Source organism: Bacillus pacificus (genome assembly GCF_020861345.1).
Classification (GTDB): Bacteria; Bacillota; Bacilli; order Bacillales; family Bacillaceae_G; genus Bacillus_A; species Bacillus_A pacificus.
Genome location: NZ_CP086328.1, coordinates 2,951,436 through 2,976,085 on the forward strand (window position 1 = coordinate 2,951,436; position 24,650 = coordinate 2,976,085).

At 34.1% G+C, this 24,650-nt stretch carries 24 protein-coding genes and 1 pseudogene; 4 read left to right on the forward strand and 21 right to left on the reverse strand.

Going from position 1 to position 24,650, the window contains the following annotated elements:
- Nucleotides 1-16 precede the first annotated feature (16 nt).
- The 9 genes and pseudogenes from LMD38_RS15465 to asnB form a co-directional block, all read right to left on the reverse strand.
- Nucleotides 17-565, reverse strand: coding sequence for a cysteine hydrolase family protein (locus LMD38_RS15465; RefSeq protein WP_061183507.1), 549 nt, complete (start codon nt 563-565; stop codon nt 17-19).
- A gap of 420 nt (nt 566-985) precedes the next feature.
- Nucleotides 986-1,474: a putative periplasmic lipoprotein gene (locus tag LMD38_RS15470; protein WP_000713485.1), complete on the reverse strand. Its 489-nt coding sequence runs from the start codon at nt 1,472-1,474 to the stop codon at nt 986-988.
- 269 nt (nt 1,475-1,743) lie between these two features.
- Entirely contained in the window at nt 1,744-2,391 is a 648-nt protein-coding gene (locus tag LMD38_RS15475; RefSeq protein WP_061183506.1) for a nitroreductase family protein, read from the reverse strand.
- Nucleotides 2,392-2,489: 98 nt separating this feature from the next.
- Nucleotides 2,490-3,365 (reverse strand): D-amino-acid transaminase, encoded by an 876-nt coding sequence (gene dat / locus LMD38_RS15480; protein WP_228919798.1) that lies wholly within the window; start codon nt 3,363-3,365, stop codon nt 2,490-2,492.
- A gap of 131 nt (nt 3,366-3,496) precedes the next feature.
- Nucleotides 3,497-4,462: an ABC transporter substrate-binding protein gene (locus tag LMD38_RS15485; protein WP_000198716.1), complete on the reverse strand. Its 966-nt coding sequence runs from the start codon at nt 4,460-4,462 to the stop codon at nt 3,497-3,499.
- Nucleotides 4,463-4,599: 137 nt separating this feature from the next.
- Nucleotides 4,600-4,695: pseudogene (locus LMD38_RS28845) on the reverse strand (phosphatase PAP2 family protein); the annotation flags it as partial.
- Nucleotides 4,696-4,703: 8 nt separating this feature from the next.
- Nucleotides 4,704-5,033: a hypothetical protein gene (locus tag LMD38_RS15490; RefSeq protein WP_000200470.1), complete on the reverse strand. Its 330-nt coding sequence runs from the start codon at nt 5,031-5,033 to the stop codon at nt 4,704-4,706.
- Between the two features lie 48 nt (nt 5,034-5,081).
- Entirely contained in the window at nt 5,082-5,441 is a 360-nt protein-coding gene (locus LMD38_RS15495) for a GNAT family N-acetyltransferase (protein ID WP_000627505.1), read from the reverse strand.
- Between the two features lie 93 nt (nt 5,442-5,534).
- Entirely contained in the window at nt 5,535-7,436 is a 1,902-nt protein-coding gene (asnB, locus tag LMD38_RS15500) for an asparagine synthase (glutamine-hydrolyzing) (protein ID WP_000333816.1), read from the reverse strand.
- A gap of 217 nt (nt 7,437-7,653) precedes the next feature.
- On the opposite strand from asnB, the gene LMD38_RS15505 reads away from it, so the two are divergent.
- The gene (locus LMD38_RS15505) at nt 7,654-8,115 is read left to right on the forward strand and encodes an Hsp20/alpha crystallin family protein (protein ID WP_001288082.1); all 462 of its coding nucleotides are present in this window, start codon (nt 7,654-7,656) and stop codon (nt 8,113-8,115) included.
- A 38-nt stretch (nt 8,116-8,153) separates the two neighbouring features.
- Here LMD38_RS15505 and LMD38_RS15510 read toward each other — a convergent pair whose 3' ends face one another.
- Nucleotides 8,154-8,741 (reverse strand): SCO family protein, encoded by a 588-nt coding sequence (locus LMD38_RS15510; protein WP_000833339.1) that lies wholly within the window; start codon nt 8,739-8,741, stop codon nt 8,154-8,156.
- Nucleotides 8,742-9,076: 335 nt separating this feature from the next.
- Between LMD38_RS15510 and LMD38_RS15515 the strand changes: the two genes are divergently transcribed.
- Nucleotides 9,077-10,051, forward strand: a complete 975-nt coding sequence (locus LMD38_RS15515; RefSeq protein WP_228919800.1) for an MBL fold metallo-hydrolase — start codon at nt 9,077-9,079, stop codon at nt 10,049-10,051.
- 198 nt (nt 10,052-10,249) lie between these two features.
- Here the strand turns inward: LMD38_RS15515 and LMD38_RS15520 are convergent, their stop codons facing one another.
- The 4 genes from LMD38_RS15520 to LMD38_RS15535 form a co-directional block, all read right to left on the reverse strand.
- Nucleotides 10,250-11,092 (reverse strand): DegV family protein, encoded by an 843-nt coding sequence (locus LMD38_RS15520; protein ID WP_011040282.1) that lies wholly within the window; start codon nt 11,090-11,092, stop codon nt 10,250-10,252.
- 152 nt (nt 11,093-11,244) lie between these two features.
- Nucleotides 11,245-11,496, reverse strand: coding sequence for a DUF2535 family protein (locus LMD38_RS15525; RefSeq protein WP_000629015.1), 252 nt, complete (start codon nt 11,494-11,496; stop codon nt 11,245-11,247).
- A gap of 515 nt (nt 11,497-12,011) precedes the next feature.
- On the reverse strand, nt 12,012-12,734 hold the full coding sequence (gene tatC / locus LMD38_RS15530) for a twin-arginine translocase subunit TatC (protein ID WP_062821111.1): 723 nt from the start codon (nt 12,732-12,734) through the stop codon (nt 12,012-12,014).
- A gap of 42 nt (nt 12,735-12,776) precedes the next feature.
- Complete coding sequence (locus LMD38_RS15535; protein ID WP_000492443.1) at nt 12,777-12,962, reverse strand: twin-arginine translocase TatA/TatE family subunit; 186 nt, start codon at nt 12,960-12,962, stop codon at nt 12,777-12,779.
- A gap of 213 nt (nt 12,963-13,175) precedes the next feature.
- Here LMD38_RS15535 and trhA point away from each other — a divergent pair, with 213 nt between their 5' ends.
- A complete protein-coding gene (gene trhA / locus LMD38_RS15540; RefSeq protein ID WP_000136895.1) occupies nt 13,176-13,835 on the forward strand; it encodes a PAQR family membrane homeostasis protein TrhA in 660 nt (219 codons plus the stop codon).
- Between the two features lie 38 nt (nt 13,836-13,873).
- Here the strand turns inward: trhA and LMD38_RS15545 are convergent, their stop codons facing one another.
- The 6 genes from LMD38_RS15545 to LMD38_RS15570 all read right to left on the reverse strand — a co-directional run bounded on the left by LMD38_RS15545 (nt 13,874) and on the right by LMD38_RS15570 (nt 21,885).
- A complete protein-coding gene (locus tag LMD38_RS15545; RefSeq protein ID WP_062821110.1) occupies nt 13,874-14,593 on the reverse strand; it encodes a lysophospholipid acyltransferase family protein in 720 nt (239 codons plus the stop codon).
- Between the two features lie 110 nt (nt 14,594-14,703).
- Entirely contained in the window at nt 14,704-15,339 is a 636-nt protein-coding gene (locus LMD38_RS15550; protein ID WP_000170016.1) for an FMN-dependent NADH-azoreductase, read from the reverse strand.
- Between the two features lie 242 nt (nt 15,340-15,581).
- Nucleotides 15,582-17,567, reverse strand: a complete 1,986-nt coding sequence (gene pbpC, locus LMD38_RS15555) for a penicillin-binding protein 3 (protein WP_062821109.1) — start codon at nt 17,565-17,567, stop codon at nt 15,582-15,584.
- A gap of 155 nt (nt 17,568-17,722) precedes the next feature.
- A complete protein-coding gene (locus tag LMD38_RS15560; protein ID WP_014893782.1) occupies nt 17,723-18,211 on the reverse strand; it encodes a dihydrofolate reductase in 489 nt (162 codons plus the stop codon).
- Nucleotides 18,212-18,230: 19 nt separating this feature from the next.
- The gene (locus LMD38_RS15565) at nt 18,231-19,187 is read right to left on the reverse strand and encodes a thymidylate synthase (protein ID WP_000679600.1); all 957 of its coding nucleotides are present in this window, start codon (nt 19,185-19,187) and stop codon (nt 18,231-18,233) included.
- A gap of 115 nt (nt 19,188-19,302) precedes the next feature.
- Nucleotides 19,303-21,885 (reverse strand): alpha-L-rhamnosidase, encoded by a 2,583-nt coding sequence (locus tag LMD38_RS15570; RefSeq protein WP_046646909.1) that lies wholly within the window; start codon nt 21,883-21,885, stop codon nt 19,303-19,305.
- A gap of 184 nt (nt 21,886-22,069) precedes the next feature.
- On the opposite strand from LMD38_RS15570, the gene LMD38_RS15575 reads away from it, so the two are divergent.
- A complete protein-coding gene (locus tag LMD38_RS15575) occupies nt 22,070-23,527 on the forward strand; it encodes a serine hydrolase (protein ID WP_062821108.1) in 1,458 nt (485 codons plus the stop codon).
- 124 nt (nt 23,528-23,651) lie between these two features.
- Here the strand turns inward: LMD38_RS15575 and LMD38_RS15580 are convergent, their stop codons facing one another.
- A complete protein-coding gene (locus LMD38_RS15580) occupies nt 23,652-24,587 on the reverse strand; it encodes an aminoglycoside phosphotransferase family protein (RefSeq protein ID WP_062821107.1) in 936 nt (311 codons plus the stop codon).
- Between the last annotated feature and the right edge of the window lie 63 nt (nt 24,588-24,650).

Below are 24,650 nucleotides of genomic sequence, written 5' to 3' on the forward strand. Positions count from 1 at the left end.
AAAGGCCTCTTTTTTTTCACTTCACTTCTGCGTTTAAGCAAGATTTAAAATGTCCAAGTGCAAATTCATGCCCTTGCGCACTAAAAGATGCAACTGCCTTTTCATAAACTACAATTTTAAATCCTTTGTTATAAGCATCTACGGCTGTGTGAAGAACACAAATATCAGTACAAACCCCTACAAGATGCACTTCTTCTATTCCTCTTTCTCGTAACTTCATCTCTAGGTCTGTTCCTGCAAATGCACTATATCGCGTTTTATCCATGTAATATACATTCTCTGCATTTTTATATGTTTCGTACACATCTTGTAATTCACCAAACAAATCTCTTCCATTTGTACCCGTTATGTTATGAGGCGGGAATAATTTTGATTCAGGATGATATACATCATTTTCTTCATGTTTATCGATCGCAAAGACAACATAATCTCCATTTTCAATATATTGCTTCGTTAAATGGACAATTTCCTTCTCAATTTCTTGGCCTGGCTTACCGCAAGTTAAAGCACCTTTCTCTGCTACAAAATCATATGTATAATCAATATTTATAAGAGCTCGTTTCATTACTATCTCTCCTTCTCCTGTTTCACAGTAAACAATAGAAAATTTGTTATTACGACATCGTACGTACTATTCGACATTTCAAATGAAATACCTACATTTTTCTTCTGAAACTTACCTTATTCCGAGTTTATCATATAATAGCTAAACAATGGTAAAACAAATAGACCCTATCGATAAGTCATAAATTTGATAATGGAACGTAACTTGCATCATAAACCAAATTACTGACATCATCATATTAATCAAGAAGATACAAATATACCGGTTCACCTCTTCAACCGCTTTTTCTGTCATAGTAGTAACGAGTGATCTCTTCCTAATTTAATCATATTAGAAAACAAAACAAGTGATTCACTATTACATCCTCTAGTATAAACAAAAAAGTACACTACTTTTTGAGCAATGTACTTTTTATTCTTCTTATGACGCTGGTTTTGTTTCGAATGTTGCTTGATTAAAACTAATAACCTTTCCTTTCGGATCATTGTTTTCATACTGAACTGCCGTAATCGTATGACTACCTGTTTCAAGCGTCTTTTCTTTTAATTGTACTGTTGTCTGTGTTGTACTAGTTACTTGATATTTATCTGCAAACACTCGATCTACAAATACGAATGTTTCTTTATCATTTTGAAAATTAGAGAGCTCTAATTCAACGTGTTGAATTAAAGTATCCTTTTTAATGAATACAGCTGGTATATTACCATTCTCAGAAGTACCGTCTGGTGTAATAACTTTTACTTTTCCTTCTCCGACTGGCACTGCTCCTTCAGGAAATACTACTATATTCTCATTACTTGCGTTTACAACTCTTTCTTCCTGCTTTGATTGCGCACCCTCTTTTTCTTGTGGAGCGCCGCAACCGGCTAATAACAATACAGACAATCCAGTGATTATGAATTTTTTCAAAATTCATCCCCCCTGTCATTTCATTATAATTTATTATACAAAAATAACTTTTAAATTTTAAAACTATTTTCAACACTTTCATGAACAAATAGAATATTGCTCACGATTAATGTATCATACTTTCCTTAATAGAACATTAATTTTTTTTATGAAATAAATTGGGATAAATAGTAATTCCCTCTTATCTATCATTTTAGCCTAACAGATTAATTACATACCTATCCAAAATAAAAAGACATTGTTTATTCAATGTCCTTTTATTTTGAACTTTAAAAAACAAATGTTGTAATCTCATCTACTTCTTTTCTTGGAAGTTTCTTCGGCTTATCTTTCGGAAAACCGAGCGATATAACCATATTTATTTGTTTTTCAGGCTCAATTTGTAAATATTGTCGTAGTTCATCTTGAGCTAACAATACCGGTCCTGTCATTGGGCATGTACCAAGCCCCTTCGCATGTGCAGCCAACATTAAGTTTTGTGCCGCTAAACAACTGCTCTTAATTCCTTCTTCTTCCCAAACTGAAGCTGGAACAAAAGCAATCGGATCAAATATCTTTTCACGAAACTTTGATTCATATGGCGTTGCCAAACATACGATTAATACTGGTGCCTCCGAGAAAGCTGTTGCATATGGTCCAAAAGAACGTGTAAGTAATTTCCCCGCTTTCTCTTCTCCGTTTTTTGCCGCTTTTGCCGCAAGTTTATGTAATGCATCCCATGTCATTTGTTCAATTTCTTTAATTTTCTCTCGGTTCATAATGACCAAGAACTCCCAAGTTTGTGAGTTTGTATCACTCGGTGCATAACGAGCACAATCAATAATATCTTTTATATCACTAGTGGCTACTTCTTGTTCCGTGAACTTTCTAACACTTCGTCTACCGTGAATTACTTCTTTAAAATCTTCATAATTCATACATTAAATCCCCTTTTTACAGCGTTTTCAAATCTTGTCCTATGCTTGAATTATATCATGAAAAAAAGCTGGAGTAATACCAGCTTTTTTCTTCAATATTAGTTCGTAACTTTAAACAAACGAATACTTTCTTCATATGCAACTTGGAGTTTCTTTGTAATCGGTCCTATTTCGCCTTTTCCGAACTGCTCGTCACCAATTTGAACGACTGGGAATATTTCAAGTGGCGTCGCTGTGAAGAAGCATTCATCGGCCTCATACACTTCTTGAAGTGAAAATTCTCTTTCTTCTACTTCAATATGTAACTCTTTCGCTAATGTAATAACGTAGTGACGTGTAATGCCGTGTAGAATGAAATTGTCAGCCGGATGTGTAATCAATTTATTATTTTTCACCATAAAGAAATTTGAATGACACCCTTCCGTTACAATTCCTTCTCGTACTAATATCGCTTCTTGATAGCCTTGTTCGTTTATTTTATTTTTAATCATAATATTAGGTAGCAGATTTAAGGATTTTATATGACAAAACTTCCAGCGTATATCCTCTTCTACAGTAACTTTTATTCCTCGTTCCATAGCCGTGATTGGCCTTGGAAAAGAAACAATGTTTGCAAAATATGTTGGTTGCATATTTGACTCATATACATGATTACGTGCTTGAGCACCTCTTGATATTTGCAAATATACATTACCATCTTCTTGAAATTGATTTTTTTCAATCATTTGATATAACTCTTCCACTAACTCTTCCTTAGTAAACGGTGGAATTAATTTTATTTCTTCCATAGAATGAAAGAATCGTTCTAAATGTAAATCTAATAAATGTGGCTTCCCATCATATAGTCTGAATACCTCGTATATACCATCACCAAATTGAAAGCCTCTCTCCTCTAATGGAATCATCGGCTGTTCTTCCTTCGTATTTACAATTCTTCCGTTAAATAAAACCCAATCTTTATGAGTAGCTTTCATTTATTCCCACTCCTTTATTTCATGATTATTTTAATTGTACAACTTATGCACACTCAAAAGAAGGAATTTTCTGTATTTTAACAAAATAAAAAGTGCATCACCTATTTAAAGTGATGCACTAGATTATTCATTTACTTCAGAAAATATTTTTCAATATCATCTAACATAAGATTTGCAGCTACAATACCACCTGCTGTATTCCAAATCACTTCATCTACTTGGAATACTTTATTATCTTTAGAAGCCTGCAGTTGTTTAAATAGTGGATCTTCTGTCCATTCTTTTGCTAATGTATTTCCTTCATTATTCTTATCCGCGTCTTTATCAGATGTGAAATAGAATAAATAATCCCCGTCCATATTTGGAATTTGCTCTTTTGTAATTCCTTTAATTGCAAATTCATCTTTATCTTGTAATGGTGGTCGTTTAAATCCAATATCATTTAATACAACACCTGAGAATGAATTTTTTTGATAAATACGAACATCACCAGGGACGAAGCGAATAATTGAAACTTTAGAATTAATTTTATCACCTAATTGTCCTTTTATTGCTGCAATACGCTTTTTATAATCATTTAGAGCATTTTGCCCTTCTTTTTCTTTATTTACAGCTTTTGTATAAAGTGTGAAGTTTTCTTTCCAATCACCGCGTAATGTTTCAGCATATACTGTTGGCGCGATTTCTTTTAACTGCTCGTATATTTTTTCGTGACGCATTTTATTTCCGATAATTAAATCCGGCTGAAGCTTCATTACTGCTTCTAAATTAATGTCACGCTCAGTTCCTACTACTTTCGTATTTTTTAACTCTTTCGCTAAATGAGGATACCATTCATCACCAGCTCGTGGTTTCGTCGTTCCAACCGGCGTTACTCCAACAGTTAAAAGTGCCTCAGCACCCTCATTTGTTAAAACAACAACTCTTTTTGGCGTACCATTTACTGTCGTTTCGCCCATTGCATGCTTTATACTATAAGAATCTTTTGCCTTTACTAATGTATCTTTATCTTTCTTCTCTTCTTCTTTACCGCACCCTGCGATTACGACCATTAGTAACATAACGCAAAGTATAAGAATATTTTTAGTGCGTGTCATAAGCCCTCCTAGATGAAATTGATTATCATTTACACTTAAAGATTAATGTATATCTCATACATTGTCAATAGATATATCAGAAAACTTTTTCAATATATATAATTCCGCCCTCATTTTTATTCAAAATATTTTTGTACCTATTTACTACTCAAATTTTTTAAGCGTAACATGTAAAAAAGTAATGGGCATAAGAAAGTAATTGTAATTCCAGTCAATACATAACGTAAATAAAAAAACCGCCTTATGTAAGGCGGTTTCTATCATTTTGCTTTAACCAATTTAATATAAATATATACGATTGATAGTGAATATAACGTATGCAAAATAAAAGAAATAAAAGGGCTATGCCAGTGGTACTATACAGCAAACCGAACTTTAAAAAAACATTTAAAAGAGGTGGAAAGTTCGTTATGTTTTGTAATGTAAGTAGCATACAAAACAAAAGGAAAAACACTGGAGCATATTGTAATTCATACGGCTTTCTCTTCTTATTCATTCTTTTTCGAATAAACATATGGCTTAGCTCCGCTACTAAAAAACACCCTCCAATTAATACAAGACCAGAAGTCATCGTCATACATCCACCTGCCTTATATTTATCCCGCATAACTACTCATCGCTATATTTTCTTCACATATATTCCGTCTTCCACATTAAATCCAAAGCTCTCTATGAAAGATTTCACTGGTTCTGTTAATTCCGTTTGTAATACCTTTATCTCTTTCACATTTCTTTCTTTCATCATCATTTCAAATGTGAAATATGTATTTGTCCCATAACCGTAACTTTGATAGTCAAAGTGAATAATTAACTGAGATAAAATCGCAGTCTCCCCTTGAACACGATAATCTATTACACCAATATATGTATCATCGACTTTCACACAATACTGTACCTGTTTCTCACTTAAACTATGTGAGCGAAACATTTCTTTTACAACGTTTTCATTTTCTACAGTTACTTTTTCAAACGTAATCATATGTTGTCCATCCTTTTACTATTATTGTATCAATAATACGTCCTATTTATGAAAAAAACCTTAAGACCATATACGATCTTAAGGTTTTTCTAATTAAACTAAGCTATACGCACGTTTCGTTTCTTCGTGGAACTTATTCGTATCGTATTTATGCTCAACATAAATTTGATGCCATACCATAAACGCAAGTACAGTCCAAATTTTACGGCTATAATCGCCTTTATCTGCACAATGTGCTTCCAGTAAGTTTAATACATACTGTTTGTCGATTAAATGCTCTGTCTTACTCTCGTTTATAATATTGATAGCCCAATCATGCATTTCGTCTTTTAACCAGTGACGAATTGGTACTGGGAATCCAAGTTTTTTACGATCTAATACGTGATCTGGAACGATTCCGCGTGCTGCTTCACGTAAAATAGCTTTCGTAGTTCCGTTAGCAATCTTAAATTCAGTTGGAATTTTAGATGCAACATCGAATACTTCTTTATCTAAGAACGGTACACGAAGTTCTAATGAGTTTGCCATTGTCATTTTATCAGCTTTTAATAAAATGTCACCGCGTAACCATGTGAACATGTCAATGTACTGCATTTTGCTTACATCATCATAATCTTTAATTTCGTTATACAATGGTTTCGTGATATCCATATAGTTAACACTTTCATTGTAATACTTCATTAATTCAGCTTTCTCTTCTTCACGGAAGATTTTCGCGTTTCCATAGTAACGCTCTTCAATTGGCGTACATCCACGCTCTAGGAAGCTCTTTCCTTTAAAGCCTTCTTTAAGAGCACCACTTAGTGCTTTTAGAACGCTCTTACCTGGGCTAGGAATGTAAGAGAACATTTTCAGTGAGTTTGGCTCACGATAAATGTTATAACCACCAAATAGCTCGTCTGCACCTTCGCCTGAAAGAACAACTGTTACATGCTTACGTGCTTCTTTAGCAACGAAGTACAACGGTACAGCTGCTGGATCTGCTAAAGGATCATCCATATGCCAAATGATTTTTGGGAACTCATCCATAAACTCTTTCGCTGAAATGAATACGTTATGGTTTTTAACGCCTAATTTCTCAGCAGTTTCTTTCGCAACATCAACTTCACTGAAACCACGTTGCTCAAACCCAACAGAGAATGTTAAAAGATTTGGATTCATTTCTCTTGCGATAGAAGCGATGATAGATGAATCGATACCACCAGATAAGAATGAACCTACTGGTACATCACTGCGCATATGCACTTTTACTGAATCATATAACACATCACGAATTGCTTGGATATGCTCCTCTTTCGTTGCACTTGAAGCATTGAAATAAGGTTTCCAGTAGCGATGGATTTCCATCTCTTTACCGATTTCTTTTACGAAATAATGACCAGGTTCGATTTTATTAACATCAATTGTTAATGTTTCTGGCTCTGGACCATATTGGTACGTAAAATAATGTTGTAATGACGTTGGGTTAACGCCTTTATCTTCCATCACATGCATAATACTTTTCTTCTCAGATGCGAAGAATGTAGTATCACCTTGTTGTGCGATGTATAAAGGTTTAATACCGAAGTGGTCACGTGCACCGAAAAGTTTCTTTTCTTCACGATCCCAAATCATAAATGCAAACATACCACGAAGGTAGTCTACACATTTTTCTTTCATATGTGCATACAATGCAATGATAACTTCTGTATCAGATTGCGTTGCAAACGTTGCACCTTTTTCAAGTAACATTTCACGTAATTCTACATAGTTGTAAATTTCACCATTAAAAATAATTACATATCGATCATTTTCATAAGTTAGCGGCTGATGTCCTGCCTCTAAGTCAATGATACTTAAACGGCGGAAGCCAAATTGTACATGCTCATCACGAAAATATCCTTCGTCATCTGGACCACGGTGGAAAATCATCGTGTTCATATTTTCAAATTGATGTTTTTCTGTTTCTGAAAACTCTCTAGGGTTTTCACATAAACATCCTACAAAACCACACATACTTCTTACCCTCTTTCAGTTTTCATTCTGTCTCTATACTACTATATCAACCCTATTTATACTAGCATAATCAACTGAATATGGCGACCAAAAACTATAAAAAAATCACTCCATTTCACATTTTTAACAATTTTTTATGAAAACATGAAAATTAGGCAATCACCTTTCTCCGCTTTTGTCATATGATATTGCAAATTGATTTCTAGGAGGGAATACCATGAGTGAAGAAAAAAAAGACTCTTCTCGCCCACCGGTTCGCAATTATTTAAAGCAAATTGATGATTTCTTCGAGCAAACACCACTTCGCAATGTAATTGCTGATTTAAATCATTTTTTCCAAAAAGGAAATCGTTTATTAACATTCCCTGTAGATTTATACGAAGTTGGCGAAGAACTTGTTGTTACAGCTGAACTACCAGGTATACAAAAAGAACAAATTCAAATTGAAATACAAAATGAATACTTAAAAGTCTCTGTAAAAGAAGAGATACTGGAAGAAGAAGAGCAAACATCCCATAACTATTATCGCCGAGAACGTTCCATTTCAGAAGCATCAAGATTAATTAAGTTGCCGTATTCAATTAATAAAAAAGCAGCGAAGGCTTCATATCAAAATGGCGTGTTAGAAATTCGGGCACCAAAACTTCCACAGCAACATGACATTTTATCCATAGATTAATGTAAAAAAGAAGGGTGCTTTAATCTGCACCCCTCTTTTTATTCTGCTAATCGTTTCATATCACGTATAATGTCTTCATACGGCGTATTGCTAATACCATTATACTTTTTCATTACTTTTCCGTTTTGATCAATTAAATAAAATGATGTTCCATGTATAACTTGACCATTCTCTGGTTTATCTACAAGTGATTGGAAATTATCTTTTGAAAACTTTGTAATATCTTCTAACGAATAACCTGTTAACAGGTTCCAGTTACTTGTATCTTCTGTAAACTTTTGAATGAAAGCTTTCAAGTTTTCTGGCTTATCAAGGTCAGGATCTACGCTAAATGATACAAACTGAACATCTAATTTCTCTTCCTTCGCCATTTTCTGTAATTTTGCCATATTAGCAGTCATTGGCGGACAAACTGTTTGACAGTTTGTGAACATAAAATCTGCAACCCAAACTTTCCCTTTTAAATCTTTTGTACCAAATGGCTTTCCATCTTGATTTGTAAATTGGAAAGTTTCTAAATCCCAATTTAATGGTTTACGAAGCTTTGAACCTGATCCACTACATCCAGCAAGTACAAAGAGACAAAATACAACCATAAGACCAATTATTTTTTGATAACGCTTCATTTATAAACCTCTTTTCTCTATCCTAAATTTAAATAGGCTATGCTTATCATAACAAAAGTTAACACTACGAGAAAATTGTTTACTACATTTGTTCACGAAATCGTACGAATTTACGTATGTTACTTCTTTATTTCAAGCGAATTACTAGACAAAATATATTTTTTCACTATTATTTCTCTAAATAGAAGTTGCAAAACTAATTTTATTGTTACTTTTGTAAATAGATCCCCCTATTTTTTAACAATTCCTTAAACATTCATCCATGTTATACACTGTATTCCTTAACAACATTTCGGTACAATACAATTACAACGATTTTAAATGAGGTGATGTTCATGGCAAAGCGCTATGAAAATATGGATAATGTGAGTACAAAAAAATCAATTCGCTCTTTTATACGCTGGCGTAAAGAACGAAAGCAAAACAAAAAAGATTTTTCTTTCTTAGTAGAACAATCACCCGTTAAACAAAGTGCATTTTTGCAAAGTAATATTGAAAAAACGACTGTCACATGGATTGGGCATTCCACTTTTCTTATCCAAACGAATGGACTTAATATATTAACGGATCCAGTATGGGCCAATAAATTGAAGCTAGTCTCAAGACTTGCTGAACCTGGTCTTTCTATACAAGAACTACCTAAAATTGATATTGTCCTCATTTCACACGGTCATTATGATCATTTAGATTTTTCAACACTTCGCCAACTTAATGATGACGTATTATACTTAGTACCCATTGGGCTAAAAAAATTATTTACTCGTAAAAAATTCAACAATGTAGAAGAGTATAAATGGTGGGGAAGTACGACTATTGATGATGTTTCCTTTCACTTCGTACCTGCTCAGCACTGGACGAGAAGATCATTATTTGATATGAACACATCTCACTGGGGTGGATGGATTATTAAAAATGACAATGTGGAGGAAACCATTTATTTTTGTGGAGACAGTGGCTATTTCCAAGGTTTCAAAGAAATTGGCAAACGCTTTTCAATTGATATTGCCCTTATGCCAATTGGAGCTTATGAACCAGAATGGTTTATGAAAATATCTCACGTTTCACCTGAAGAAGCAGTGCAAGCTTATTTAGATTTAAATGCTACACACTTTATACCAATGCATTACGGAGCTTTTGCACTCGCCGATGAAACACCTCGCGAGGCAATAACAAGGCTTCGAAATAATTGGAATTTACGTATGTTACCGTGGGAACAACTGCATGTACTCTTTTTAGGTCAAACTTTCACTTATAATGGCGAAACACATGCTAAGAAAGTGAATGAAAAAATTAACACGTTACATGTATAACGTAACTACTTATCTTCTATATCCAACATATACTATAGAAAATCATAAAGTGAAACTTTAATTAGTGGGTGTTTTCTATGAATGAATATTTACAGACTCGCTATATCATTAGCGGGAGTGCCTGTATAGCCCTTCTTATTTCTTACTTTCTATTCACATAAAAAAGCTACTTGAAATAAATTTCAAGTAGCTTTTTTATTACTCTGCTAAATACATAAATCCGATTGCACCCGGACCTGTATGAGTACTAATAATAGGCGTTGTAAAGAAAATTTCTGATTTAGCAAATCCACTTACTTTTTCAACAGCCGCTTTTACATTTTCAGCTAAAGGAATTGCTTTCGCATGCGGAATTGCCACAGCTTTTATAACTTTCCCAGCTGTATCTTCCTCAAATAACTTAGCTAACGTTTTTACAATTTGACCTTGGCTACGCACTTTCGTTACAGGGTTATAAACACCATCTTCTAGGCTAGCAATTGGTTTTATATTAAGCAACGAACCGATAAACGCTTTTCCTTTACCGATACGCCCACCCTTCACTAAGTTTTCTAATGTATCTACTACTACATATAAACGAGTATTCTTCCTTACTTCATCTACACGTTTTAAAATTTCTTCTAGTGAGCGTCCTTCATTTGCCATTTTCGCAGCTTCAACTACTTGATATGCTAAAGCATGTGTAATAAATTGCGAATCAACAACTGTTACTTTTGTGTCGGTCATTGATGCAGCACTATTTGCAGTTGCCACAGTACCACTCATTCCACTTGTCATATGAATGGAAAGTACTTCACTTCCATCTTCACCTAACTTGTCATACATTTCTACAAATGTACCCATTGCTGGTTGTGATGTTTTTGGTAGTTCCTCTGATTTAATCATTTCTTCAATAAATTCATCTGGTTGTAGATCAACGCGATCTAAATATGTTTGTCCATTTACAGAGATTGATAATGGTAGAACATGAATGTCATATTTCTCAATTACCTCTTGTGATAAATCTGCCGTTGAATCTGTTACAATTTTAATTTTTTGCATATTATATTCTTCCCTTTCCAATACGCTCTCCTTGTTATTATACTAGTATTCCCATTGCTTTCAACAATTTGAAACGAAATTTCATTAAATTAATTATATTTTTATATCTAAAATGAAAAAGACAGAGCTCTTAACCCTGTCCCCACTCTATATCATGCATTTTTTTCAAGAGTATTTGTTTTATATACATTTAAATAATCATTCCACTTCAAACAATTTTGTAAATATTCACGGAAAGAATACGAAAATCTTGGGTGCTTTTGTTTTTGAATTTTTGCAATAAATAATTGAAGACGAGACTGTATTAGAAACGATAATGGATGCTGCGCTTGTAGGACAGGGATTTCAAATATTTTAATACACTCCCCTGTTGAATGAGTGAAATAAAAACTTTTCGTAATCACAATATCAATCCTCTTTTTCATTGGATTTTTGAACTTCTTCTACTTTACGCTGTAACACGTTGTTTAAAGTGGCGACTCCCATGAATACAAAAGTATCCTTAGACAATCTCTGTAGTCCTTATGGTTAAAAGATTTATACTCTATTCATCTTCACCTAATCCATCCCCCATCCTAAATTCCTAATAAGACAAGGACTCGTTATCCGTATATTGCTTAATATATTCAGTATAAACTTATAAAAGCGCAAAGTTTGTCTAAATTTTGGAGATTCTATAATTTTTTTCTTCTCTATATTGTATACGTTTATAACTAGAGTATAACAAATAAATAAAGTGAAACTTTAATCAGTGGGGGTTTTCTTCAGCCCCCACTGATTATTAGTTGAACCAATCGGACTTTAATGGGCAGCCCGGCCCCCACCTAACTTCTTTGCTTTCGCTAAATTTTGAGGTGGGGGTCTTACTGCCCATTAAAGTGGGATAAAAAAAGTGCCTTTATAACGAGGCACTTTTCGACTAAATTTCTTCTTCTCTTTTCTTTTTTCTCTTATTAACAATCTTTGATAAAGCGATACTAATTTCATAAATACAAATAAGCGGTACCGCAACTAAACTATGTGATAAAAAATCTGGCGGTGATATACACGATGCAATGATAATCAATGCTACGTAAGCATACCTTCTTATTTTTATTAGAAATTCCGCCGTCAATAGTCCAATACTCGTTAAAAACATTACTACTACTGGTAATTCAAAAATTACAGCAAATGGAACTGTTAAATTAAGAACAAAATGAAAATACTTTTCTGTCGTAAACATCGTATTAAACATTTCATTACCTATAGTAGTTAAAAAATGAAATAAAAACGGCATTACAACGAAATATCCAAAGCATAAACCTGCAATAAATAATATAGACAATACCGGTATATACATTAACGTCATCTTTTGTTCATTTGGATGTAAACCCGGTTTTACAAATAACCAAATTTGTATAGCAGCAAAAGGAATTGTACAAACGATAGCAAATACTGTAGCAATCGAGAAAAAAATCCACAATACATCACTTGGACCGAGAACAGTTAATTTCATTGGTAAGTCTTTTACAAGCCAAAAATAAATATCCTTCGTAAAAGTAAACCCAACAATTAAAAATAGTACAAAGGATAACACGGTATATATTACTCGTTTGCGAAGCTCAACTATATGTTCTACTACACTCATTTCCCGATCTTCCATCTCGTTCACCACACTTTATTTATCCATTTCGAAGAAAATTCATTACATTTTTTCTTTCTTTTCCTTCTCTTGAAATGCATCATCAGTCAATTCTTTCGTTGATTTTTTGAATTCTTTTAACGTTTCCCCTAAAGCCTTTCCGATTTCCGGCAATTTTTTCGGCCCAAATAAAATAAGTACAGCTACTAAAATTAAAATTAATCCTGGAAAGCCAATATTTGAAAACATTTCCCCATCCCCTTTATTAGTAGATTCCTTGTCCTACTATTACATAATTTTATTTTGTCAAAAAAGTTTGAAAACGTCAACAAATCCATTGGCTTTTGTCAAAAAAATTCAAAAATATAATCAATTATACAAATTTCATTTTCTATTGCCCTTGTGTATGATATGGTAAGAGAAAAGACATATTATTTTATGATAGTAGAAAGGATTACCATTATGACTGAAAAAATGACACGAATGACACAATTTGTGAAAGAAGAAATTGCAAATGCAATTACACATGGTATCGGTGCCATTTTAAGCATCCCTGCCTTAATCATATTGATTATTCATGCCTCTAAGCATGGTACCGCATCTGCTGTTGTTGCATTTACGGTTTACGGTGTAAGCATGTTCTTACTGTACTTGTTTTCGACATTGTTACATAGCATTCACCATCCAAAAGTAGAAAAATTATTTACTATACTAGATCACTCAGCCATTTATTTATTAATCGCTGGCACATATACTCCTTTTTTACTTATTACGCTTCGTGGACCATTAGGTTGGACGTTACTCGCAATTATATGGACACTAGCAATCGGAGGTATCATCTTCAAAATTTTCTTTGTACGTCGCTTTATTAAGGCATCGACGCTATGTTATATCATAATGGGATGGCTCATAATCGTTGCTATTAAACCACTTTATGAAAATCTAACTGGACATGGTTTTTCACTACTTTTAGCAGGTGGAATTTTATATTCTGTAGGAGCTATATTCTTTCTTTGGGAAAAGTTACCTTTCAACCATGCCATTTGGCATCTTTTCGTATTAGGTGGTAGTGCGATGATGTTCTTCTGCGTACTCTTTTACGTCCTACCTACAGCATCATAAAAAAGGTTTCAGCTTAATGTAAGCTGAAACCTTTTTTATTACTTATGTAATTGTGATGCGATAACATCCTGTGTATACTTCGTTAACTCTTTAATATCCATAGTCGCATACTCTTCAGGTGTAATCGGCTTAGAAATTGTTACTGTTGCACAAGCTCGCTTCATACGATTTCCATTCGCTTCAAACATTTTATATGTCCCATCTAATGTTACAGGTAAGATTGCTACACCAGATTTTACAGCAAGATGAAAACTCCCAGCCTTAAACTCTCCAATTTCGCCACCCTTACTTCTCGTTCCTTCAGGGAAAATTACGATAGAATGTCCATTCTTCAATAGTTCAATTCCATCTTTAATCGCTTGAAGTGATTGGCGACGATCGCTACGATCCATAAATACACAATTCATAAGTTCCATCCAAGTTGGTACAACTGGGAACTTTTTAATCTCCGCTTTTGAAACGAAGCCAATTGGTTTATTTAAATAACCTAGTAAAACAGGGATATCCATATTACTCTGGTGATTACTTACAACTAGTACCGGCTTATCTTTCGGAACATTTTCAAGTCCTTTAACTTCTACTGTTCCCCCAGCTACGCGCACCATTTTCTTACCAAACCAATTTGTCGTTTTGTACACAGCGTTATCTTTTTCTTGTGGCGACATCGTATTTACTTGTCTTTTAAGACGCCACATTCTTGGTGTAATCGCAATTACGATTAAAATTAAATAAAAGATTTTAAAAAACGTTTGAATCATACAGAACCCCCACCTATTATCATTCCGACCTTCATTATACTAGACAAACGAAGGAAAAAGAAGAAAAAAAGTCCAAACAACAAGTGTTTGGACTTTTTAACCATTCTATATTAGAAACGTTTTGCTAATTCACGAGCATTAGCAATTGCTGCTTCTTTAATTTCTTGTGCTTTTTCAGGGTTTGCATTCATACCTTCAACTGCAATATATTCAGTTTCATTTACACCAATAAATCCTAATACTGTTTTTAAGTGATTGCGGCCAAAGTCTACAGCTGCGTATGCTCCTTCAGAATAAACGCCACCTGTTGCTTGAATGTGAAGTGCTTTTTTACCTTCTAATAAGCCAACTGGACCATTTTCAGTATACTTGAATGTTTTACCTGCAATTGCTAAGTTATCTAAGTATGCTTTTACTACTGGTGGATAGCTAAAGTTCCACATTGGAGTTACAAATACATAACGATCTGCATGCATAAATGTTTCTAAGTTTGTGTTCATTGCTGCAACTTTTTGTTGTTGAGCTTCAGTTAAAGCTTCAAATCCTTCACCTGCTGCAAATTTACCCCAAGCAGCGAATACATCTGCATCGATTGCTGGTACTGTAGTATTGAATAAATCAATTGTTACAACTTCATCTTGTGGATGTTCGTTTTTATAAGCTTCGATGAAAGCTTCCCCTACTGCCATTCCGAAAGAACCTTCTGCTGAATTTGGATTTGCTGTAATAAATAGTACTTTTGTCATTGTATTCTCTCCCTTTTCTACATTTTATCTTTAATTTGAGATTTATAATTTGAAAGTAAATAACTTACCTTATGTAAGTATAATACGAAAAGTTTCGTTCGATGTCAATAAAAAATAGCTACTTTTTTTTCGTAAGTTAATGATTTGTTTTGTTTCCTTAAAATTCAGTATACAGATATTAAGGATTCCTTCATAGAAAAAGGCTAGCTCTACAAATTATAGAGCTAACCTTTTATTACATATTATTTTTGAAATACATGTTTTACTTTTTCAGCTGGAATATTACTTCCGCCTCTACCTTTTACATCTTCAATCATCATAGTAATAACCATATCTGGTGAATTTAAATCAAATGCAGCGAACCAGCCTAATTCTTTTCCTTCAGCCTCTTTTGATACTTTTAATTCCGCTGTACCTGTTTTTCCAGCAAGAGTCATGCCATCAATTTTAGCAATTTTCCCAGTACCATCTGGATCATTAATTACTTTCGTCATAGCAGTTTTTAATATATCCTGATTGCCTTTTGAAATTACATTCTCTTTCCAAGCTTTTGGTTGCTTATCTGTTTTAATTATATATGGAGAAGGTATGTTTCCTTCATTAACAATTGGTGCGTACGTTAATGCTAGATGGAGTGGCGTCATTAATACTTGTCCTTGTCCATACCCTGTGTCTGCCATTTGAATATCATTTTTAATACCATCATTTGCGATTTTAGAAGCTGGGAATCCATATTCAATTGGTAATTTCTCATCGAATCCGAATTTTTTCGCTTCACTCATAAATTTATCTTTCCCGATCTTCAAAGCTTCTTGTGCGAAATAAATATTATCCGAGTATTTCATCGCCTTATCAAAATCAATCGGATTTGCATCTTTTACACGTGTTACATAATAATTACCCCAAGAAGAATCTTTTGTCCATTTTAATCCTTCAATTTTTAACTCTTCTTTTGGATCAATTGTTTTCGTTTCAAGACCGATTGCAGCTGTAATCGGCTTAAATACAGATCCTGGAACTGATAATTGTGTAAATCGATTCGTCATCGGTTTTTTCGGATCATTATTTACCGCATCACGTTGCGCTTTTGACGCCCCTCTTGTAAGGGTATTTGGGTTATAAGCTGGCGTGCTCACAAGTGCAAGTGTTTCTCCAGTCTTTGGATTAATTGCTGCACTTGATCCTACCTCATTTTTCATTTCATTATAAATTTCGGTTTGAACTGCACTGTCAATCGTTAAAGTTACATTTTCTCCATCAACAGCATCTGTTTTTGCTAAATTTTTAATTTCTTTTCCTTGTGCATCTTCTACGAAGACACGACCACCTTTTTTACCGCGTAGCTTTTCTTCCAGTACTTGCTCTAAACCAGCTTTACCTACTGGATCATCTGCTTGATAACCTTTCTTTTGTAACGTTTTTAAATCTTCAGCATTCACTTTTCCAATATAGCCAGTAAGATGTGCGGCTTCTTCTCCCAATGGATATGAGCGAACATTTACTGGCTTTGTTGCAACACCAGGTAAATCTATGTACGTATTTTGTGTTGCTCCTTCAGGCAATATTCCAATTGGTACAAGGTAATTTGGTTTTACCCATTTAGCTGCTAGTTTTTGGTCAATTTCTTCGACAGACATATTTAGTAACTTCGCTACCGTTTCTTTCGTTTGCGGAGCTGCATCCCCTAATTTTTCAGGAATCAATCCGATTTCAGAAGCTTTACCATTTACCGCAAGATATTTACCGTTACGGTCATATATTTCTCCGCGCTTCGGCTCTGTCGTTTGCATACGCACTTTACTATCTTTCGTCATACCTGGGAATATAAAATCAGGAGTCCAATCTATTTTCCAAGATTCTTTATCTCCATCCTTTTCTTTCACCATTTTTGCTTCATGGGCAAAATTGATTTTACCACCAACAGTATCCATGCTTACTTTAAAAGGAACAGGACCTTCATCTTTTTTATCTTTTTTTACTTCTCCTGCTTCTACTTTTAAGTCTTTCACTTCAATGCCAGAATAAATTTTTTCATATTTCTCAGTGAATTCTTTCTTTGAAATATCTTTTTTCGCCTTTTCTGACAATTGATCATACATTTCTGCAAATTTTTGTTTATTCCATGCTTTTGCATATGTATCAAATGCTTCTTGTGGTTTTTCTTCTTTACCACACCCGACTAACATGAATGTTAAGCAAAGAAAAAGAATCCCCCATACCTTTCTCAATCGATTCTCCTCCTCTTTCTATCTTAATACTCTTGAAAATTTTAGCATTTTTACATGCTACCATTCATTATAGCACTATCGAATCTCATCTTTAAACCTATATTGATGGATACAAATAAAAAGATTGATGTGAATTTTCACATCAATCTTTTTTACTATTGTTGCTTCTCATATACATGATAATAGTACGTATACGGATTTTTTTCATCCGTTAAACCTTTTTCAACAAAAATTTCTTTCCAATTTGTCATATCCATTTCTGGGAAGAATGTATCTCCTTCAAATGCATGATGGATTTTTGTTATATATAACTTGTCTACGTAAGGTAAAAAGAGATCATAAATTTGCGCTCCGCCAAAAATAAAGATCTCTTCTTCATTTTTGCATAGCTCAAACACTTCTTCTACAGAATGTGCTACTTCACAGCCTTCAACATGATACCCTTCATTACGAGTTACAATAATATTACGTCTTCCAGGCAGCGGTCTACCAATCGCTTCATAGTTTTTTCTTCCCATAATAAGCGAATGACCCATCGTTGTTTTCTTTACATACTGTAATTCACTCGGTAAACGCCAAGGTAAATTATTATCTTTACCAATTACTCTATTCTCGTCCATTGCGACCATAAATGAAACTATCATCTTTTCATCTCCTCTACAATTACACTGCAACCGGTGCTTTAATTGCTGGGTGTGGATCATATCCTTCAATCGTTAAATCTTCCATTTCAAAATCAAACACAGATTTCACATCTGGATTTAATGTAAGTTTTGGGAACGGACGTGGTTCACGCGCCAATTGCTTTTCTACTTGCTCAAAATGATTCGTATAAATGTGGGCATCTCCAATTGTATGAACAAATTCTCCCACTTCAAGTCCGCATTCATGTGCAATTAAATGTGTTAGTAACGAGTAACTTGCAATGTTAAATGGAATTCCAAGGAATATATCACCACTTCTTTGATATAGCTGACAAGAAAGTTTACCGTCTGCTACATAAAACTGAAATAACGTATGACAAGGTGGTAATGCCATACTTGGTACATCTTCAGGATTCCAAGCAGATACAATTAGGCGACGTGAATCTGGCGTTTTTTTAATCATTTCAATTACATCTTTTAATTGATCAAGCGTCTCACCAGCTGTCGTTTTCCAAGCACGCCACTGCTTACCGTATACGTCTCCTAAATAACCATATTTATTTGAGAAGTCATCATCTTCTAAAACGTTCTTTTTAAACAATTCCATTTGCTCATCGTACTGAACTTTAAATTCCTCATCTTGTTGTGAGCGAAGACCGAAATCAGTCATGTCAGGACCCGTATACTCGTCACTTTCTACCCAACTCTTAAATGCCCATTCATTCCAAATGTTGTTATTATGCTGCAATAAATAACGAATATTTGTATCACCTTTCATAAACCAAAGTAGCTCACTTGCTACAAGTCGAAACGGCACTCTCTTTGTTGTTAATAAAGGAAAACCTTTACTTAGATCAAAACGCATTTGATATCCAAATACAGATACAGTGCCTGTCCCTGTACGGTCTTCTTTCTTCGTACCATGCTCCATTACATGGCGGCATAAATTTAAGTATTCATTTTCAGCATGTTTCATATGTAGAAAAACCTTCTTTCAAATCTCTAGTCTATATGGATTTTATCATAAATTTAATGCTAACAGATTGAACAAACTAAATTTATAAAAAAACATTTCTATACTTAACAAAATTCTACTTCTGTATGTTCTTACAAAATCTAAATTCATATGCGCCTGAACCTAATTTCATTTCAGGCATATCACTTGACCTCCAATCATCTTCCACTATTCGTAATGTAGCAGATGTATTTGTTGGCACATCAACGTTTAATACTGCTTGTCCATGTTCTACACGCCAATCAATTTTAATTTCCCCATATGCTGTTTCACGCTTAATACAAACCCAATCTAGATTAGAATTAAAATGAGGCTGAATATAAAAATGTTTATATGCTGGTTTTGTTTCATCCACTTCTAATCCAATAATATATCGGTATATCCATTCAACGATAGAACCATATGCGTAATGATTGTACGAATTCATACTATCATTCCAAAGGGCTCCATCCTCTTTCACACCATCCCAATGTTCCCAAATCGTTGTGGCACCTTGTTTCACTTGGTATAACCATGATGGATAATCTTCATGAAATAGAAGCTTACAAGCAAGGTCATGACGGTTAAACTTGCTTAATATTAAATTTAAATACGGTGTTCCTATAAAACCTGTTGTTAAATGATTTTTATTTTCTTTTAAAAGCTCAATTAAGCGATTAAATACTTTCTCCTTCATATTATCTTTCACTAATTCAAAAAGAAGTACTAATATGTGGGCTGTTTGTGTATTTGAAATTAACCTACCATTCGGTGTAACGAATTCATTTTGAAACGCTTGAACAATATTTCCATGTAGCTCTGCATAAAACTTAGCATCTGTATTTTCACCTAAAATCTCAGCAACCTTTCGTAAAAGCGATGTAGAATACGCATAATAAGCTGTCGCAATAAAATGCTTGTCTGTTCCGCCTTCATATACATCAGGTTTCGTATCTAATGCGAGCCAATCCCCTAAATGATAGCCTGTATCCCATAAATACTCATTTTCACCTTGTGAACGTATGTAATCTATATACTTCTTCATACTGTCATATTGTTCTTTTAAAATGGATACATCTCCGTAATGTAAATAATGAACCCACGGACAAATAATTGCTGCATCGCCCCAACCGCCAGAAGTATCTAAATCAAAGTCCGGTCTTTTCCCAAATGCATCTGGAATAACTAACGGCACTGCTCCGTTAACATTTTGGTCTAATGATAAATCTTGGAGCCACTTTTTAAAGAACAATTGGACATTCATAATTTGTGTAGCCGTCCCAATGAACATTTGTGCATCTCCTGTCCATCCAAGTCGATCGTCTCGCTGCGGACAATCTGTTGGTACATCAAAGAAGTTCCCTCTTTGAGACCACTCCACATTATGATGAAGTTGATTGATTAATGGATTAGACGTTTCAAATGCTGTCGCTTTTTCCATATCTGTATGTAATACACACCCTTCAAAATCTGCTATTTGAGGCGGCTGGGTTAATCCACTTATTTTCACATACCTAAAGCCTTGGTAGGTAAAATGAGGTTCAAACGTTTCCTCTTCCTCTCCTTTTGCTATATACACTATTTTTTGTTTTGCCTTGCGGAGATTTCCATTATAAAAACTACCGTCTTTATTTAATATTTCAGCATGATGCAATTCTATCTTTTGTCCAGTATAAACATGACGGACTTTAAACCGAACCCAACCTACCATATTTTGTCCCATATCAATAAGCCATTCATGATTTGGTAGTTTTGAAATAGCGATTGGTTTTATAATTTTCATTTTACGAATCGCTTCATTTTCCTGTGCAACAATTATTTGTTTGGCATGCTCAATTACTTCAACATCTTCTAGCTCTTGATCACTTTCTTCTAGCCTAGCGTCATAAACTTCTCCTTCATAAATTTCCGAATACAAAATAGGGCTTGGAGTTACTTTCCATGTTTCATCTGTTACAATTTTTTCTTTCGTTCCATCTTTATACGTGATATGTACTTGAGCAATTATCGCTCTCCTTCTCCCGTAATAATTACGTACATGATGCATAGTAATCGGCCCTTTATACCACCCATTTCCTACCATTGCGGAAATATCATTTTGACCAATCTTTAATACATGCGTTATATCATACGTTTGATACAACACTCTCTTATCATAACTTGTCCATCCTGGGGTAAAATAACAATCTCCAATACGCTCTCCATTTATAGAAGCCTCGTATAATCCTAAACTAGTGATATATAAACGTGCTTTTTCAACTAATTTTTTAATAGAAAAGCTTTTATTAAAAGACATTACCTTCGTGCGCTCTTTTTTCGCAGCAATCCAGTTCCCGCTCCAATTATCTTGCCCTTGTAATCCAGTCTCCCAAAATGCTACTTCTGACCAAGCTGACTCTTCTTCATGATTATCCCATGCCTTCACTCGGTAAAAATAGCGTGTTTCCCTACTATATGAAAACGAATTGATTGGTATATATAAACTTTGATCTGTCTCTACCTTCTGCGAATCGAATACTATAGTTTGAAACTCTTTATCCTTCGCAACCTGCAATTGATACGCAAGTTGTTTTACATTTCGGTTACTCGACTCGAGTTGCCAACTAATTTTAACAACTTTCGAATCTATACCTATCGGATTATTTTTATTATCACAGCGCAATTTCTTTATTATTAACACACTTCTTCACCATCTTTTCTAAATATTAATTTAAATTAATTATAATAAAAACAAAATTCTAAATAAATAATAATTTCATTCATCCTTACAAAATTATTAACTTTCCATATTTATAAAGGTTTTTATTTTCTATTACCGAAAGTATAGTGCGGTAGAACAAAAATTATATTTGGAGGTTAGAAGTATGTCTAAAATTGAAACGCCTGTTATGACTTCTTTACAAAAAACGGTTGAAAAAATGATGAAGGATTTAAACGTTCCGGGAGCTGCTGTAGCTATTATAAAAGACGGTGAAGTTATTATTTCAGAAGGATTTGGCTATCGAAATTTAGAGACAAAAGAACCAGTTACACCGCGTACTTTGTTCGCAATTGGTTCCTCAACGAAAGCTTTTGGCACACTTTCATTAAGTTTGTTAGCACAGCAAAAAAGGTTTAATTGGGATACTCCTGTCCAGTCTTATATACCTAACTTCTCTTTATCTGAACTACTTGCTAGTTCACAAGTTACAGGACGAGATTTAGCTTCTCATCGTACCGGGGTAAGTCGTCATGATGCCCTTTGGTACAGCTCTTCCTTATCTCGAAAAGATCTCGTTGAAAAAATAAAACATTTACCACTTGATGCACCGTTCCGCACATCATTTCTATATAACAACTTAATGTATGCGACAATTAGCTATATTGTAGAAAACATAACGAATCAAACGTGGGAGCAATACACTACAGAACATATTTTAGAACCTTTAAATATGAGACATACAAACTTCTCTGTTACCGATTCACAAACGACAGATGAATACGCTTTACCTTACATTGAAAATGACGGTGAAATAAAAGAAGTTCCATTCCGCAACATTGATACCGTTGGCGCTGCTGGTTGTATCAATTCTACAATTAAAGATATGGCAAATTGGGTACTTCTTCACTTAAATGAAGGAAAATTTGGAGATCATGAATTAATCTCCTCTGAATTATTACAACAAATGTATACACCACACAATTCCATTCCAGACCAACCGGTTTTATCACTCCCTGAATCTCCATTAAATAGTTACGGTCTTGGTTGGTTTATTAGCGCTTATCGTGGTAAAAAAGTGATTCATCATGGCGGTAATATCGATGGATTTTCAGCGCTTGTTTCATTCATACCAACAGAAAACATAGGCCTTGTCATTTTAACGAATGCTGGAGGAACATTACTTCCTACTTATCTCGCTAATCAAATTTATGACGAACTACTTGAATTAGAATCCATTGATTGGCATAAACGTGCTGTAGAAGATACTGAAAAAATGAAGGAAATGATGAAAGAAGCAACTGAATCCCTCCCAGAACAAATGAAAGGGACTACACCTTCGCACAAGTTAGAGGATTATACTGGTACTTTTGAACACCCTGCATACGGAACATTACAAGTATACAAACGAGATGATTCGTTATTTGTACAATTTATGGAGTTGGACATTCAATTAACGCATCATCATTACGACATCTTTTCTGCAAAAGTTGATTTATTCCAAATGAAAATGAGTTTATTATTCGCTTATGAAATGAATGTGAGTGGTGAATTTCCATCGCTTCAGTTACATGTGCCAGCTACACTTAGTACTCAGCCACTTGCATTTAAGAAAACAAAATAAATATTTTAATAGAGGGACGATAACTCTTCCCTCTATTCCCCTTTTCTCTATGCAAAAAGGATGCAACTACTTCAAAACGAAGAATGGTAAAAAATAAAAGGCAGATGTGATTCACACCTGCCTTTTATTTTTTTATATCAATTTTTTCTGGTTGAAACCAAATTGGCTTTAATAGCTCAAAGTCTTTATGATCCTCTAAAACTACAGTAAGACGCTCTAGCGTATCATCTAACATATGTGGTGCTGCTCGTAATGTCCAGACAACTGAAGAGAAAACTGTCATGCCAACGTACACTGCATATAATTTCCAGAACTCCTCTGGTATTCGACAATTAAAGTATCCTTCTATTTGTCCGATTGAATACGGAATACTAATGTCTCTTGCAAATAGTGCTATTTTTACAAAATCATGAAGTGGGTCGCCCCAATCATAACCATTAAAATCAACAACACCTACATATTTCCCATCCCGTACAATTATATTTTCTAAATGAAAATCATCGTGTTGAAATTGATTGGGGCGATTTTGTAAATACATTTCATTTTCATCAATAAACTTAATGATTTTATCATCATTTTTTATTTTTATTCCGCATGTTTTGTATGCCTCTACATATTTTTGATGTTTTTTCATGGCTCTTTCATACCATGGAAGTGTATCATTAGGAGCTTCATATGTATGCATTTTTGCTAAATCTTTTCCTGCCTCTATGCCAATTTCATATTGTTTTTTTGGTGTATACGTAGGCAATAGCTTCTTCGCATCTTCCCCTTCTAAATATGAAAAAATACTATAGCATACACCTTCTTCTTCCAATATACCTATTTCAATCGGCCTTTGTGCCTGTACGTTACGTTTTGCCATTTCATTTAAAATTTGAAACTCTATTTTCCTTCTTTCATACTCTTGTATATCGCCAATCCGTAACAAATATTTTTCATTATCAATTGTCGTAACTATATATTTTTTATCCGGTGAAAAACCTTTAGAAATTTCTACAATATTCGCTGCATCTTTTACTATTTGTATATTGTTTTGCCATGTTGTAATTGTTTTCATGTATATTCCCCCTTACATTTCTACATTTGGTGTATACGCTACCCAAAATTACATATGATGAAT

Bases quoted from the DNA above. Each gene is read 5' to 3' on its own strand.
- dat (WP_228919798.1), bottom strand. From the start codon at position 3,365: ATGAAAGCTACTCATAAAGATTGGGTTTTATTTAACGGAAGAATTGTA.
- LMD38_RS15515 (WP_228919800.1), top strand. From the start codon at position 9,077: ATGGCAAAGCGCTATGAAAATATGGATAATGTGAGTACAAAAAAATCA.
- LMD38_RS15475 (WP_061183506.1), bottom strand. From the start codon at position 2,391: ATGAATTATGAAGATTTTAAAGAAGTAATTCACGGTAGACGAAGTGTT.
- LMD38_RS15565 (WP_000679600.1), bottom strand. From the start codon at position 19,187: ATGAAACATGCTGAAAATGAATACTTAAATTTATGCCGCCATGTAATG.
- LMD38_RS15520 (WP_011040282.1), bottom strand. From the start codon at position 11,092: ATGCAAAAAATTAAAATTGTAACAGATTCAACGGCAGATTTATCACAA.
- LMD38_RS15560 (WP_014893782.1), bottom strand. From the start codon at position 18,211: ATGATAGTTTCATTTATGGTCGCAATGGACGAGAATAGAGTAATTGGT.
- asnB (WP_000333816.1), bottom strand. From the start codon at position 7,436: ATGTGTGGTTTTGTAGGATGTTTATGTGAAAACCCTAGAGAGTTTTCA.
- trhA (WP_000136895.1), top strand. From the start codon at position 13,176: ATGACTGAAAAAATGACACGAATGACACAATTTGTGAAAGAAGAAATT.
- LMD38_RS15485 (WP_000198716.1), bottom strand. From the start codon at position 4,462: ATGACACGCACTAAAAATATTCTTATACTTTGCGTTATGTTACTAATG.
- LMD38_RS15545 (WP_062821110.1), bottom strand. From the start codon at position 14,593: ATGATTCAAACGTTTTTTAAAATCTTTTATTTAATTTTAATCGTAATT.
- LMD38_RS15550 (WP_000170016.1), bottom strand. From the start codon at position 15,339: ATGACAAAAGTACTATTTATTACAGCAAATCCAAATTCAGCAGAAGGT.
- LMD38_RS15465 (WP_061183507.1), bottom strand. From the start codon at position 565: ATGAAACGAGCTCTTATAAATATTGATTATACATATGATTTTGTAGCA.
- LMD38_RS15505 (WP_001288082.1), top strand. From the start codon at position 7,654: ATGAGTGAAGAAAAAAAAGACTCTTCTCGCCCACCGGTTCGCAATTAT.
- LMD38_RS15490 (WP_000200470.1), bottom strand. From the start codon at position 5,033: ATGACTTCTGGTCTTGTATTAATTGGAGGGTGTTTTTTAGTAGCGGAG.
- LMD38_RS15575 (WP_062821108.1), top strand. From the start codon at position 22,070: ATGTCTAAAATTGAAACGCCTGTTATGACTTCTTTACAAAAAACGGTT.
- LMD38_RS15510 (WP_000833339.1), bottom strand. From the start codon at position 8,741: ATGAAGCGTTATCAAAAAATAATTGGTCTTATGGTTGTATTTTGTCTC.
- LMD38_RS15535 (WP_000492443.1), bottom strand. From the start codon at position 12,962: ATGTTTTCAAATATTGGCTTTCCAGGATTAATTTTAATTTTAGTAGCT.
- LMD38_RS15495 (WP_000627505.1), bottom strand. From the start codon at position 5,441: ATGATTACGTTTGAAAAAGTAACTGTAGAAAATGAAAACGTTGTAAAA.
- LMD38_RS15580 (WP_062821107.1), bottom strand. From the start codon at position 24,587: ATGAAAACAATTACAACATGGCAAAACAATATACAAATAGTAAAAGAT.
- tatC (WP_062821111.1), bottom strand. From the start codon at position 12,734: ATGGAAGATCGGGAAATGAGTGTAGTAGAACATATAGTTGAGCTTCGC.